Annotated in this window: 13 protein-coding genes and 1 pseudogene; 11 read left to right on the top strand and 3 right to left on the bottom strand. The window is 67.7% G+C overall.

Annotated features, from left to right (window positions below):
• The first annotated feature begins 8 nt into the window (after positions 1–8).
• The 3 genes and pseudogenes from OG936_RS28425 (at position 9) to OG936_RS28415 (ending at position 3,114) form a co-directional block, all read left to right on the top strand.
• On the top strand, positions 9–1,193 hold the full coding sequence (locus OG936_RS28425; RefSeq protein WP_406498498.1) for a hypothetical protein: 1,185 nt from the start codon (positions 9–11) through the stop codon (positions 1,191–1,193).
• A gap of 255 nt (positions 1,194–1,448) precedes the next feature.
• Positions 1,449–2,452 (top strand): annotated as a pseudogene (locus OG936_RS28420) (ATP-binding protein).
• Positions 2,449–3,114 (top strand): hypothetical protein, encoded by a 666-nt coding sequence (locus OG936_RS28415; RefSeq protein WP_406498497.1) that lies wholly within the window; start codon positions 2,449–2,451, stop codon positions 3,112–3,114. The pseudogene OG936_RS28420 and the gene OG936_RS28415 overlap by 4 nt, the downstream one beginning before the upstream one ends.
• Before the next feature lie 110 nt (positions 3,115–3,224).
• On the opposite strand, the gene OG936_RS28410 is transcribed toward OG936_RS28415, so the two are convergent.
• The gene (locus OG936_RS28410; protein WP_406500642.1) at positions 3,225–4,115 is read right to left on the bottom strand and encodes an aminoglycoside phosphotransferase family protein; all 891 of its coding nucleotides are present in this window, start codon (positions 4,113–4,115) and stop codon (positions 3,225–3,227) included.
• A gap of 314 nt (positions 4,116–4,429) precedes the next feature.
• On the opposite strand from OG936_RS28410, the gene OG936_RS28405 reads away from it, so the two are divergent.
• From OG936_RS28405 to OG936_RS28390, 4 genes are read left to right on the top strand one after another with little or no spacing between them, the layout of a single operon-like run.
• Entirely contained in the window at positions 4,430–5,053 is a 624-nt protein-coding gene (locus tag OG936_RS28405; RefSeq protein WP_406498496.1) for a hypothetical protein, read from the top strand.
• Positions 5,044–5,460 (top strand): tyrosine-type recombinase/integrase, encoded by a 417-nt coding sequence (locus tag OG936_RS28400; protein WP_406498494.1) that lies wholly within the window; start codon positions 5,044–5,046, stop codon positions 5,458–5,460. The genes OG936_RS28405 and OG936_RS28400 overlap by 10 nt, the downstream gene beginning before the upstream one ends.
• The gene (locus OG936_RS28395; protein ID WP_406498492.1) at positions 5,457–5,786 is read left to right on the top strand and encodes a helix-turn-helix domain-containing protein; all 330 of its coding nucleotides are present in this window, start codon (positions 5,457–5,459) and stop codon (positions 5,784–5,786) included. The genes OG936_RS28400 and OG936_RS28395 overlap by 4 nt, the downstream gene beginning before the upstream one ends.
• A complete protein-coding gene (locus tag OG936_RS28390; protein ID WP_406498490.1) occupies positions 5,783–7,057 on the top strand; it encodes a hypothetical protein in 1,275 nt (424 codons plus the stop codon). Before OG936_RS28395 ends, OG936_RS28390 begins: the two co-directional genes overlap by 4 nt.
• 50 nt (positions 7,058–7,107) lie before the next feature.
• Here OG936_RS28390 and OG936_RS28385 read toward each other — a convergent pair whose 3' ends face one another.
• The gene (locus OG936_RS28385; RefSeq protein ID WP_406498488.1) at positions 7,108–7,677 is read right to left on the bottom strand and encodes a TIGR03086 family metal-binding protein; all 570 of its coding nucleotides are present in this window, start codon (positions 7,675–7,677) and stop codon (positions 7,108–7,110) included.
• Positions 7,678–7,951: 274 nt separating this feature from the next.
• The gene (locus tag OG936_RS28380; protein ID WP_406498486.1) at positions 7,952–8,530 is read right to left on the bottom strand and encodes a GNAT family N-acetyltransferase; all 579 of its coding nucleotides are present in this window, start codon (positions 8,528–8,530) and stop codon (positions 7,952–7,954) included.
• 329 nt (positions 8,531–8,859) lie between these two features.
• Here OG936_RS28380 and OG936_RS28375 point away from each other — a divergent pair, with 329 nt between their 5' ends.
• The 4 genes from OG936_RS28375 to OG936_RS28360 all read left to right on the top strand — a co-directional run bounded on the left by OG936_RS28375 (position 8,860) and on the right by OG936_RS28360 (position 13,349).
• Complete coding sequence (locus tag OG936_RS28375) at positions 8,860–10,494, top strand: IS1182 family transposase (protein ID WP_406498484.1); 1,635 nt, start codon at positions 8,860–8,862, stop codon at positions 10,492–10,494.
• 308 nt (positions 10,495–10,802) lie between these two features.
• Positions 10,803–11,219: a hypothetical protein gene (locus tag OG936_RS28370; RefSeq protein WP_406498482.1), complete on the top strand. Its 417-nt coding sequence runs from the start codon at positions 10,803–10,805 to the stop codon at positions 11,217–11,219.
• Positions 11,220–11,296: 77 nt separating this feature from the next.
• Complete coding sequence (locus OG936_RS28365) at positions 11,297–12,181, top strand: hypothetical protein (RefSeq protein ID WP_406498481.1); 885 nt, start codon at positions 11,297–11,299, stop codon at positions 12,179–12,181.
• 280 nt (positions 12,182–12,461) lie between these two features.
• Positions 12,462–13,349 (top strand): hypothetical protein, encoded by an 888-nt coding sequence (locus OG936_RS28360; RefSeq protein ID WP_406498479.1) that lies wholly within the window; start codon positions 12,462–12,464, stop codon positions 13,347–13,349.
• Positions 13,350–13,518 lie beyond the last annotated feature (169 nt).

Raw genomic sequence — 13,518 nt, 5'->3', positions numbered from 1 at the left:
GCATCGAGGTGCCCTCACAGCGCACGCTCTACCGGCTGTTCGACAAGCTGGCCGCCGGCACTCACACGACGGGCTCGGCGACCACGCGCCGTTCGGTGAACGCGCGTCCGGCCGGGCCGTTCGGGGAGGTGCCGGCCTGCGCGCCGGGCGAGTGGATGCAGATCGACTCCACACCGCTGGATGTCCTGGTCCGGCTGGACAAGGGCATTGCCGAAAAGGTCGAGTTGACCGCCATGATCGACCTGGCGACCAGATCACTGGCCGCTGCGGTCCTGCGGCCGACGACGAAGGCGGCCGACGCCTCCGCGCTGCTGGCCCGGAGCATCACCCCTGAGATGATGCGTCCTGGCTGGTCAGAAGCTCTTCGGATGTCGAGATCAGTGTTGCCGCACCGACGGCTGATGGCCTTGGACGAGCGGCTGGAGCCCGCGGCCGGGAGGCCGGTGATCGTGCCGGACACGATCGTCTGCGACCACGGCAAGGTCTTCATCTCGAACAACTTCCGTGCGTCCTGCCGCTACTTGGGCATCAGCCTCCAGCCGACACACAAGGCGTCGCCTTTCGAGAAGGGTGCGATCGAGAAGACGCTGGGGTCGGTGGCCACCTTGTTCGCGCAGTTCGTCGCGGGTTACACCGGCCGGTCGGCGGACCGCCGGGGCCGGGGCCTGGAGAACGGACCACTGTGGTCCCTGCCCGAGCTCCAGGGCCTGCTGGACGAGTGGATCGTCATCTGGCAGAACCGTCCGCACGATGCGCTGCGGGACCCGGACTCGCCGAAGCGCGCGTTCACCCCGAACGAGAAGTACGCAACGCTGTTGGAGTCGTGCGGCTACGTTCCGGCCCCGTTCAGCGGCGAGGACTACGTCGAGCTGCTGCCCGAGCGCTGGCAGGCGATCAACTCATACGGCATCCGGATCAACCACCGCACCTACGACGACGCCGAGCTGACCCCCGTTGCGCCGTCAGCACTCCGGAGTGACGGAGAAGAAGGGGCTGTGGGAGATCCACTACGACCCCTACGACGTCTCCCGTGTCTGGGTACGCGACCGCCGCAGCGAGCCAGCCCGGTGGATCACGGTGTTCTGGAAACATCTGCACCGTGTCGGCGTCCCGTTCGGCGAGATGGCCTGGGATCACGCCCGCGAACAGGTCCCGGGCGGGACCGAGGAACAGATCGCCGATGCCGCCGCTGACCTGCTGCGGCGGACGCACGACGGGCCAGCCCAGCGGAAGGGACGTGCGGCAAAACGGTCCCGGCGCATCGCCGCGCAGACCCGGGCCACCGCCTCCGACCGGCCAATCCCCGATCCGCCCACCGCTGAAGCAGTTCAGGACGACCAGGCAGACACCGAGTCGGCGGAAGTCATCCCGCTGGGCCTGTTCGACCCGCTCGCCAACCATTGGAGGCGTCCGTGACCATCTCCGAGCCAGCGACTGGACGCACATCGCTGCAAGAAGCCGATGCCGAAGCCAACCGGCAGCTGACCACCCTGGAGGGATGGCGAAGGTTCACCGCGGGCCCTCCCAAGTCCACCCATCCTGCTGACCCCGGCTGGGCTGGACAGGCTGTCTCCGGTCGAGCGCGCGCTCTGTGACGAGGACCGGCTCGACCATCACGCCCGCATGCTCGTGGTCGCCACCTCTTTCGTCGAGAAGACGGTGGTCTGCGGCCGGCGGCTGGTCCTGCTCAACCGGCACGCGATCAGCGCCCGCCGCGGCCTGATGGTCTCCGGACTGCCCGGCACGGGCAAGACCAGCGCCCTCACCCAGCTCGGGCTCACCCACGAACTCCTCGACCGGGCCCGCCACCCGAACGTCGCCGACCACATCCCGGTGCTCTACATCACCGTCCCGCCCGCGGCGACCGCACGCATGATCGCGGCCGAGTTCGCACGCTTCCTGGGCCTGCCGGTCCGGGCCAGGTCAAACATGACCGACCATCATCGAAGCGGCGGTCGGCGTCTGCACGGACACCCGCACCGGCCTGGTCCTGGTCGACGAAATCCACAACGTCTCGCAGGTCACACCGGCTGGTGCCGAGGTCTCCGACACCCTGAAGTACTTCTCAGAACGCCTCCCCGCGACATTCGTCTACGCGGGCATCAACCTCGAAACCAGCGAACTCCTGGCCGACACCCGGGGCGCCCAGATCGCGAGCCGCTTCACCCTCGTCCCCACCCGTCCCTTCCCCTACGGCGCCGAATGGAAGGGCCTGGTCGCGACCATGGAGCAGACCCTTCTCCTGCACGACCATCCACCAGGCAGTCTGGTCAAGCTGGACCGCTACCTCCACAAACGAACCGACGGCATGATCGGCGCGCTCTCCCACGCGATCCGAGGCGCCGCGATCGACGCGATCCTCAACGGGACAGAACGCGTGACGAAGGACGGCCTCGACGCAATCCCCCTGGACCACGCCGCGGAAGCCCCGAAGAAGAGCCCTCTGAAGTGACTCCCCCAGCGCCCGAGCTACCCAGCCCGCTGGCTCCACTGCCCGTTCGACTACGCCCTCACGCCGGCGAGATCACCGACTCCTACGTCCGCCGCCTGGCACGCGCGAACCATCTCAAGCCGAGCTACCTGCACTGCTTCCTCAACGGACCACCGTTCTGGTTCGGCAAGCCCCAACTCGACCGCCTGACTGCTGTTTCCGGACGCTCCGAGGAATCACTGGACCGGGCCCTCGCTGACGCAAGCTCCCCTCGCGGCCGCATCAAACCCAACCCGCGCACAACACGAACCGAGCTGTTCGCCGACGATCCCAATCTTTCCCTGCTCATCTACATCGACGCCCGCAGAGGCCACACCATCCAGGACCTGGCTCTGCGGCACCAAGTCCCCCGGCGTCTCGTCCGCCTCGCCCTGGACACCATGCAACCGCCTCCCCGAGGAGTCGACCGAAGCTATGGCGACTTCGACAGCGACCTCATCAAGGACATCCGAACCATGGCGAATGAGGGCCTCGGGCCGAAACAGATATGGCTGAGACTCATGGACGAATACGAGGCCTCCGTGTCCTACACGATGCTCCGCCGCTTCGTCCGTCAGTACTGCCCTCGACGGCACAATGCCGCAGAAGGAAGCCCCCGCTCCCCGCAGGGTCACTTTCAGTAATTTACTGAATCGAGCCGAGATGTCCCTTCTCAGTCGATCTGTTCACGTTGGTGCTGTGTCGGTGGGGCGGCAAGCGATCGTCTCTGTCACGGCCTCCGATGGGGGCGACATCACTTCGTCGACTCCAGAATGCGGTCGAGTGTCTGGCGCCCCATTCTGCTCATCGTCGGATTACTCTCGACGTAGTACCAGACAAGACCCATCGCCTGTGCGAAGGCCCATGCTTTGCCGCGCTCCCACTCCAGATCATCACAGGCCAGTGTCCGCCGGAGCACTTCCCGTGGGCCCGGTTGCAACAGGTGCCAGGCGCTGACCAGATCCAGCGCGGGGTCGGCCGGCCCGAAGCCGCCGGTGTCGAGTACGCCGCTGAGCCGGTCTCCCGTGACCAGTACGTTGCCGGGAATCAAGTCACCATGGCTCATCACGTCGGGAGCCGTGCGTGGCAACTCCCGGAGGTGGCTCCACACCTGGCGCAGCCGGGGCACGTCGAGCAGCCTCCTGCTCTCCTCGAAGCACTTCGCCATCCAGTCGTCGTGGTGAGCGAGAACGCCGCCACGATTTTCGCCGCTGAAACGCCGCCCCCGCGTCTCGGCGTCCCGCAGGGCTGCGATGAAGGCCGCAAGATCCCGGGCAAAAGCGTCCGACCCACTCGGATCGGCATCGAAGGCGACCGTTCCCGGCAGCCATGTCTGGACGGACCATGGCATGGGATAACCCACTCCAGGCTTTCCCAGGGCGACGGGTTCCGGAACGGGGAACCGAGACACCTGTGCCAGCTCCGCGCTCGCCTGGGCTTCCTGTTCCAGAACCGCCAGCGCCTCGGCAGCATCGGTCAGACGCAGCGGGAAACGCGCGGAGAGGTCGTCCCCGATGCGGAAGATGGCGTGGACCGTCCCGGTCGACGACAGGAGTTGGATCGCCTTGCCGCTCCACTGAGGGAACTGTTCTTGGATCAAGGTCGCAACGATGTCGGTGGTCACGTCCACTTGGTCATTGTGCATGGTCAATCTCGCAGGCCCTTCCACTAATCCAGTTCGAAACGACGGAAGCAGTCCAGATCAACTGAGACGACAGCCAGTATTCGGGTAAGCAATAGTCCCCGAGTTCCGCGTTCGTCCGTAGCTCCCTGGCGCCGCTGAGAGTGCCAGGACCTGGGCCTGGTACCTCGTCCGGGTGACCGCAGGCCGTTCTGACCCAACCTCGTCCGTAGTGCGCAACCCTCATCCCTGTCGGGATTCCTTCAGTCTGGGTGAAGTCGTGGAGGCGTGGGTTGGCTCTGGCCGTAGTACGCGATCTGCGCGAGTACCGGGCGCCGGTGAGCGAGGAGGAGCTCGCCGAGTTCGAGACCGATGTGCTGGCGGGGTTCGTGCTCGCGCGGGCATCGGCCGGTCTGGTCGACAGCACCATTCGCAACGATACCAACCATCTGGAGCTGATCCGCGACTGGTTCGGCCGTCCGCTGTGGGAGATGAAGCCAGCCGACGCCGACGTTTACTTCGGCAAGGTGCTTCGCGACGCCAAACCATCGACCCGCACCGGCAGGGCTGGCGCGCTGGCCGTGTTCTTCCACTTCCTTGAGCTGCGGCACAAGGTCGAGCTGCACAACCTCACCGGCCGCGTTGTCGAGTGCCCGCTGGACGAGATGAACCGGCCCCGGGCCTCGGTGGAACCGCAACTGCGGATCCCTCCCAGCGAAGCAGAGATCGAGGAACTGTTCGCCGGATGGCGCGAGGAGCTGGTGACCTGCCGCAAATTCGGCCCGGCCGCCCGCAATTACGCGGTGGCCCGGCTGGCGGCGGACGTGGGACTGCGGATCAACGAGGCACGAATGCTCGACCTGGACGACGTCCGGTGGGAGCTGGGGCGGTCGGCAAGCTCAACGTCCGGCACGGAAAGGGATCCCGGAGGCGTGGGCCGAAGCCGCGGCTGGTGCCGCTGATCAACGGCGCCGACCGCAACCTGCGGTGGTTCATCGAGGACGTGTGGGGCCACTTCGACGCCGACCACACCCGGCCTGGCGCCCCGCTGTTCCCCTCCGAGCGCAAGAACCGGGACGGTTCCTGCTCCCGGGCGACCGCAGATGTCTTCCGCCGGTCGCTGGCCGAGGCCGCCGTCCAGCACCTGCCGACCTGGGCCGGGAAGCTCACCCCGCACGTGCTGCGCCACTTCTGCGCCTCCCAGCTCTATCTCGACGGCATGACCTTGTTCGCGATGCAGGAGCTACTCGGACATACCTGGACCGGCACCACGGCCCGGTATATCCACGTCCACGGCACCCACGTCGAAGACGCCTGGGTCACCGGACAACAGCGCGCAACCGGCCGATGGAAAGGACTGGCCCAGTGAAGTGGAACCTTCGTCTGGCGGCTGCCAACCGCGGCATCTGGAAGGCCAGCGAACTCCAGCGGATGCTCGCCGAGCGTGGCGTTGTGATCAGCGCGGGGAAGATGTCGGGGCTGTGGTCCGGTCAGCCGAACACCGTCAGGCTCGATGAGCTGGACGTCATCTGCGCGGTGCTCGGCTGCGGCGTCGAGGAACTGCTGCTGCCCGAGCCGGAGCGGGTGCCAGTGCCGATGCCGATGCCGGCGACCGACTCGCAGGCCACTGCGGTGGGCCAGCCGCGCGCCGTCGCCCCGCGTCCTCGCACAGGCAGGTCTCTGCCACCGCGATGAACTGTGTGCACTGCGGCAAGCTGCTGCCCGAGGGCTCGCGGCGGGACCGGGCGTACTGCGACAACAAGTGCCGGGGGTTGGCCTCCTACTACCGGCGCAAGGCGGGCGTCCCGCCCCTGCCGCGCTGGCAGCACCCCGCCTTGACCTCGGACAACCTCGCGCTGCGGTCGGCTGCGGCCTGCGCCAAGCAGCTCGGCGAGGCCAACGGATGGTCGCCGTCGCTCGTGCGGTGCGCGATGGACGGCCTGACGGCGGTGCTGGAGCACCGCTCGCCCGGCAAGCCCGTGAAGCTCACCGAAATCCGCACGCGAATACCTCGACACGCTTCCAGTTTTCGGGTCGCCGAGGTCCTCGCCGACCTGGACCTTCTGGAAGATGACAGCGCCTTGGCGATCCGCTCCTGGATCGACGACCGCACCGGCGAACTGCCCGCCGGCTTCGCCAGCGACGTCCGCGCCTGGCTGCTGGTCCTCCTCGACGGCGACAGCCGTGCCAAGCCACGGTCCCGCACCTGTCTCTACGTCTACTTCGGCTGCGTCCGGCCCCTGCTGGAGAACTGGGCGACGACCCGCGGGCACCTGCGCGAGATCACCGTCGCCGACGTCACGACCGCGCTGTCACCCCTGCGTGGATGGCAGCGTCGCAACGCCATCACGGCACTGCGCTCACTGTTCCGCTTCGCCAAGAAGCACGGCCTGATCTTCGCCAACCCCACCATCCGACTCAAGGCAGAAGACATCCCACGCAGCCTGCTGCCGATGACCGACGCCGAAGTGCTCGCCGTCCAACGGATCGCCGTCACCCCCGCGCAACGGCTGATCGTCGCCCTGGCTGCCGTCCACGCCGCCCGCGCCACTGCTATCCGCCGTCTCACCCGGGACGACCTCGACCTGCCCAACCGCCGGATCAACATCGCTGGACACGCCCAACGGCTCGGCGAACTGCCCTACCAGACCCTGCTGGCCTGGCTCGGCCAGCGTCGGGCCGCGTGGCCAAAGACCCCCAACCGGCACGTCCTGATCAACCCGAAGACAGCCCTGGGAACCGGGCCCGTCAGCCCCGAATACCTCAAGCGGCACCTGCTGCACCAGGGCGTCTACCTCGAACGCATCCGCGGCGACCGGGTACTGCACGAAGCTCTGACCGCCGGCGCCGACCCACTGCATCTCGCCCTGGTCTTCAACTTGTCCCACACCACCGCGAGCCGCTATGCGGCCATCGCCCAGAGCTTGCTGGACGACCAGATTGAGCGGGGCGCCGGGAACGAATGAATATCCTGCCCATCAGGCGCTCGGGGGCGATCAGTTGCCATCGATCGGTCTCACAGCTGCGGTGGGACCGGCCGGCCGAGAAACGCGGCAAGCCGATCGATGGCCGGAGCGGTCGCCTCGACGGGTTGCGGCTCGGCGAATCGTCCCGTTCGGGACTGAGCGGAGAATTGGACCTGAACGAACGCCAGGCTCTGCTCGGCAAGGTCTTCGGGCAGCAGGGCAGGGATTCCGGTGGCCTGGGCGAGGTCCCATCCGTGAGCGAGCAGGTCGTACAGGCGGATCTGCAAGCGCTCGGCGCCCGTGGCGCTCCCCAAGGGTCCGCGATAACTCCGCTCAAGCACCCCGGGACGGGAGAAAGCGGCCAGCAATGAAGCGCTGGAGGACCGGTAGGCTCCGACCGGGTCGTCACCGAGGGGGTCTGCTCCGCGCTCGGGCATCGGGCCACCCTCGATCATGGCTGCGAACACCAGGTCCATGCCGACCAGGTGGGCCACCACCTCGCGCACGTTCCATTCCGTGCACGGCGTCGGCTCCTTCCACTGCTCGGGGCGGACCTCGACGAGCAGGTCGCCGACAGATTTGCATGCACGCGCGAGATCTTCGACGGAAACGGTAGTCATCCGGGGAGACTACGGCGTCAACTGTCAGGCTGCCCACGGGATTTGCATCGGTGCGAAGAAGCCCTGCCGAATCGGCGACCGCGCGATCGCTGAGCGTCGATGAGTGGCAGCTGTCGCAGGTACCTGCCCCGCTCACTAAACTCAGCGACGACGAACCCACCGCACTTCCGAGCGCACGTGCAGAAAACGCCGTGGGTTCCCGGTGAAAGCCCCTCAGTCACGCTGAACTCACTGCCGTCGTGCCGGTAAGAACGCTGTCACCGATCCTGCTGGCTTATTCCGTGCCCGGTGTGGTTTTGTCGGTGGAACCTGACACCACTTGTCGCTCAGCCCCCGCGACCGACCCGAAGGTCTTCTCCAGGAGGGTGAACGACTTGGGTGCACCGCCCGGCTGCGGCTTGCCTGCCTTGTGGCCGACGACCCGGTAGCCGGCGTTCAGGTAGTAGGCATTCAGGCGTGTGTTGCCGGCCAGGCAGTCCAGACGCACGAACGCCCGCCCCGCCGCGGCAACGCGGCGCTCCGCAGCACGCAGCAGAAACCGCCCCGTCCCCGGCTGGGCGCTGCTGCGGTCCACCATCAGCCGATGCACATAGCCGGCCACCGGCGGCTGCGGTCCCCAGGCGTCCTCGTCTTCCCACCACAGCTCCCATGCCCCGGCCACGCGGCCATCGGCCTCGGCGAGCCAGACCTCACCACTCACCATGGTCTTGCGGAAGTGGTCCTCGTCCAGCTGGCCGGGCTGCCACTGGCCGGTGATGCCCTGGGCGAGCATCCAGCGGGCAGCGTCGTCACGCAGACGAACGAGAGTGGCGAGGTCGGTGTCTTCGGCGAGGCGGAAGTGCAGATCGTTCACGTCGCGATCCTCGCACGGCTCGCACGAGCGCTCGATGCTGTCCCTCCAGTCACAGCCGAGCGCCAGCGTTGTCAGTTCTCGTCGACATTTTCGAACTACCCGACCGCTAAGTGCTGCCCGAAACCGTGGACAAACGTTGCTCGCTCTCGCTTACGAAACCACCGGTGGGACTGACGGCTCGTTGTCCCGTAGAACAGCGGCCGTCTTGGCGTTCCCGGTCGCGGGTGGGGTGTGGGATGTCGATGCAGCCGAGGCCGTGGCCGCAAGTGCCGGAGCTGACCGCGCAGGTAGCCCGGTCGGTAGCGGCGCAGGGGCCGTATCCCCTGGCGATGCGGGTCCGTGACGAGCTGGGTGAGCTGTTTGCGGATGCCGAGTTCGCCGAGACGTTCGGGGCGCGGGGGCGGCCTGGCTGGTCACCGGGCCGGCTGGCGCTGGTGACGGTCCTACAGTTCGCCGAGAACCTCACCGACCGGGCGGCAGCGCATCGGGTGCGGTACGGCATGGACTTCAAATACGCGCTCGGTCTGGATCTGGACGATCCGGGGTTCGATGCTTCGGTGCTGTCGGAGTTCCGCGCGCGATTGGTTGAGCACGGGTTGGAGGAGAAGGCGCTCGACCTGCTGCTGACCGCGCTCAAGGACCGGGGCCTGGTGAAGGCCGGCGGCAAGCAGCGCACCGACTCCACCCGCGTGCTGGCGGCGGTACGGGACCTGAACCGGCTGGAGCTGGCCGGGGAGACGCTGCGGGCCTCACTGGAGACACTGGCCTGCGCGGCACCGGACTGGCTGGCCAAGGCGGTGCCCGTGCGGGAATGGGCCGAACGCTACGGTCCACGGACCAACTCCTGGCACCCACCCGCTTCCAAGGCCAAGCGCCAGGAGATCGCCCTGGTCTACGGCCAAGACGGGTTCACCCTGCTGGAGGCCGTGCATGCCCCTCACACGCCGGTCTGGCTGCGGGAGCTCCCGGCACTGCGGGTCCTGCGCTCGGTGTGGCTACAGAACTATCACCGCACCGTGACCGAGGCCGGGCCGGAGGTAACGCGGCGGGAGAGCGGAGACCTCCCGCCGGGCAGACTCCGGCTGGCCTCCCCTTACGACACGGACGCGCGCTACGGTCTCAAACAGGGTTCCTGGTGGACCGGCTACAAGGTCCACATCAGCGAGACCTGCGACGAAACCGACCACCAGGCCGCAGCCGTCGACTACTGGGCGGTCCGCGGCCCCGACGGACCACCGCCGCGCATCATCACCAACATCGCGACCACCGACGCCACGGTGACCGACGCGGAGATGACCGAGCCGATCCACCACATGCTCGCCACCCGTGACCTGCTGCCCGCCGAGCACTACCTCGATTCCGGCTACCCCTGCGCCGAGCTGATCGTGGGAGTGAAGAAGCGCTTCGGCGTCGCCCTGATCACCCCGGTCCTGCTGAACAGCTCGCCCCAAGCACGCGCCGGCGCCGGATTCGACCGCACCGCCTTCACCATTGACTGGGACAAGCGGCAGGCCACCTGCCCACGCGGCAACACCAGCACCTGGTGGAGCCCCGCCAGCCAGCGCGGCACCAAGGCCATCGTGGTGAAGTTCGACAAGGAGACCTGCCGCCCCTGCCTGGTACGTGACCAGTGCACTCGCTCCAAAACAGGAGGCCGCACCCTCTCGCTGAAGCCCCGAGACCGGCAAGAGGCTCTCGACCACGCCCGCGCCCAGCAGACCGACGAGCAGTGGCGCGCCAAGTACGCGGCCCGCGCTGGAGTCGAGGGAACCATCCACCAGGCCGTCGCGGTCACCGGCATGAGACGCGCCCGCTACCGCGGTCTGCCAAAGACCCACCTTGAGCACGTCTTCGCCGCTGTCGCACTCAACCTCATACGCCTCGACGCCTGGTGGAACGGGCATCCTTTGGACCGCACCCGGGTCAGCCATCTCGCCCGGCTCGACCTCTCCCTCGCCGTATGACCCCGAATAAGCCAGCAGGATCGGTGACAGCGTTCTTACCGGCACGACGGCAGTGAGTTCAGCGTGACTGAGGGGCTTTCACCGGGAACCCACGGCGTTTTCCGCTGGCGGGCACGAAAGTGCGGTGGGTATCGGCAGGATACTGAACTTGAATTCGTGATGCCGGTCTGACCGGGGCGGGTGTGGTTGCCGGTATCCGACGGTGCAGGCGGTCGACCAGCGAGGCATCCACCCACCAGACTGAGCGGGTGACGACACGACCATCCTCTCCTGAAGATCTCCGTGCTGTTCTCTTCGATTCAGGCGGCGTGCTGATGCAGCCGATCGGTGGCCGGTGGAACCCACGAGCGGACTTCGAGCAGACCGTCCTCGCTTACGACCCCTCGATCACGCCGGAACAGTTCGCGGCAGCCATCGCCGCAGGCGACCATTTCTTCGCCACCTCGTCGTCGACGCCCGCCTACGACGACTACCACCGGGTGATGCTTCACAACCTCGGTGTGGACCCGACCTCGCAACTCCTCGCTGACTTGCGCCGCGAAGTCCCCCCGGCCACGGTCCTGGAGACGTACCCAGAGGTCGTTGGAACCCTGAAAGAGCTGAGCCGGCGAGGCGTGCGGATGGCGGTGGTGCCGTGGAATCCGGAACCGGTCTGCAGCCCCCAGGCCCATGCACGGTTCCTGACGCTGGTGGCCGACGCGGTGGAGGCGGCGCAGGGCCGGTAGCACGCGCCGGAACCGTCGCACCGCCCGGCACGTCCGACGGGCAAGCAGCAAGGACCGAGGGTGGACAGGGGTGGGGCATGAACAGAGGCAGGGTGGGCGGAACGGTCGCGGTGATCCTCGTGACCGCGCTGACGGCGTCGGCGTGCGGCGGGGGTGCCTCCGAGGATCTCGTGACCGAGGGGAGCCCCCCGGCCGCGCCCTACAGCGGCCCGCTCGACGTACCGCATCCGAACGTCGAAGCCGACACCCCACAGGCGATGAAGACGAAATCGGGGGCCGCCGGCCGCGCTCTGGAGTGCGCGGGGGACATCTACTCCGGCAGCGGCAGTGAAACCTGGAGCAAGGGCGACGGCGGGGCGACGCCCGAGGAAGGGCTGAAGCTGCACTTCGAGATCGAGCAGCCCGATCTGCCGCAGTACGGCTATCGCGTGGAACGCGAGGAGGCGGACCGGGTCCTGTACTCGTTCGACGTGGACCGCAGGACGAAGATCGCCGTCGTCGTCGCCAAGGACCAAAAGGGGCGTCCGGGCTGGGGTCCGGAGACCGCCGCCTCGTGCGACCCGGCGGAGCTGCCGTCGAGCTATACGGACAAGCGGCCGTACCGGGTCTGGACCGACAAGGACGGCCACCGGGTGCCGGTGTCCGAGCTGAACAGCTCGGCGGGCGAGGCGCACTGCGACTGGCAGGAGGCGGACTTCCTTGAATGGGGCGCGGGTTCGGGAGGGGAGGGTTCGGCCGGCCGGAAGGTCTATGCGCGTGACCCGGAGGGCGTACTCCCGTCCGGCATGCTCACCTCGGCGTACGACGGGGACGGGACGATGCCCGCCGGTGCGCGGTCCACGGGCTACCACCTGGACGACTGGGAACTGTGGCTGACCGACGACATGTCCAGGGTCTATGTCCGCACCCCGGACGGGGTGGAGGCGTGGCCCGCCGTGAAGCAGCACATGGGATGCCAGTGACCTGTCGGGCGTGGCGGGCCCCATGAGGTCTCCGAGGGGCCGCCATCAAGCGCCGGACGGGACCGGTACGGCGCCCAGGACCTGTGTGACACATGCTGATGGGCCCGACGCGTCTACGCGGCAGCAGATGTGTGGGCCCCGAGCGCGTCGGTGGTTGTTACTGTCGACGCCTTGACCGGCGGGAGGGCGGCGGCAGGGCATGCGGGTGACGATGACGAGCACTGCGGCGCGGACTGGCCACGTGAACGAGGACTTCACTGGCGCCGTACCGACGGCAGCGGTGCTGATCGACGGCGCCGGCATCTCCGGCACCGAATCGATCTGCCGGCACGGCGTGGCCTGGTACGCCAGCCGACTGGGAGGCAGCCTCCTCGGTCTCTTGTCACTCGTGCGGGACCGCAGCCTTTCGGCGCTGCTCGCCGAGGCCATCGAGCAGGTGACGGACGATCACCGGGACACCTGCGACGTCGCCGACCCCATCAGTCCGTCGGCGACCATAGCCATCCTGCGTCTGTCCGACGGCCTCATCGAGCACCTGGTGCTCGGTGACTCGGTCCTCGTGCTCGACAGAGCAGACAGTGCGCCGCTCGTCGTGTCCGATCCCCGGGAGGTGATCATCAGTGGGTCGTACCGGTCCGCGCTAGAGGCCGCCGCGGAGAGTAGCGAAGAATACCACCGAGTCCTCCGAGACCTGCGCGCCAACCGGAACCAGCCGGGCGGCTTCTGGGTGGCCAAGGACGACCCGCGGGCGGCAGACGAGGCGATCACCGGAAGCTGTCCGACCTCCGGGCTGACCGGTGCCGTCCTGCTCAGCAACGGAGCCAGCCGCATCGTGGACCTGTTCCGGCTCGCCGACTGGCCAGAGGTCATGCTCGTTGACCCGCAGCCCCACGTCGGCCGCCAGCCGGGCAACGGCATAGTTGCGTGCGGCCGGGCCGAACTTGCGGCAGGAGATGAGTTCCTCGCGCCATCCGGCGAACAGCTTCTCGATCTCGGCTTCGCTGGGCGGGATGCGCAGCTGCGGTTCCACCGAGGCCCGTGGTCGGTTCATCTCGTCCAGCGGGCACTCGATGACACGGCCGGTGAGGTTGTGCAGTTCGACCTTGTGCCGCAGTTCAAGGAACTGGAAGAACACCGCCAATGCCCCCGCCCGGCCGGTCCGGGTTGAGGGCTTGGCGTCGCGGAGCACCTTGCCGAAGTAGACGTCGGCGTCAGGCGGCTGCATCTCCCATAGCGGGCGGCCGAACCAGTCCCGGATCAGCTCCAGGTGGTTGGTGTCGTTGCGGATGGTGCTGTCGACCAGTCCGGCCGAAGCCCGGGCGAGTACGAACCCGGCC

The sequence above is a fragment of the Streptomyces sp. NBC_00846 genome, assembly GCF_045207325.1.
GTDB lineage: Bacteria > Actinomycetota > Actinomycetes > Streptomycetales > Streptomycetaceae > Streptomyces.
Note: the sequence above shows the minus strand (reverse complement) of the source record. Positions and strands in the feature narration are given on the sequence as shown.

Coding starts and splice junctions, on each gene's coding strand:
- OG936_RS28385 (WP_406498488.1), bottom strand. CDS start 7,677: ATGACTACCGTTTCCGTCGAAGATCTCGCGCGTGCATGCAAATCTGTC.
- OG936_RS28365 (WP_406498481.1), top strand. CDS start 11,297: ATGAACAGAGGCAGGGTGGGCGGAACGGTCGCGGTGATCCTCGTGACC.
- OG936_RS28390 (WP_406498490.1), top strand. CDS start 5,783: ATGAACTGTGTGCACTGCGGCAAGCTGCTGCCCGAGGGCTCGCGGCGG.
- OG936_RS28410 (WP_406500642.1), bottom strand. CDS start 4,115: ATGCACAATGACCAAGTGGACGTGACCACCGACATCGTTGCGACCTTG.
- OG936_RS28375 (WP_406498484.1), top strand. CDS start 8,860: ATGCGGGTCCGTGACGAGCTGGGTGAGCTGTTTGCGGATGCCGAGTTC.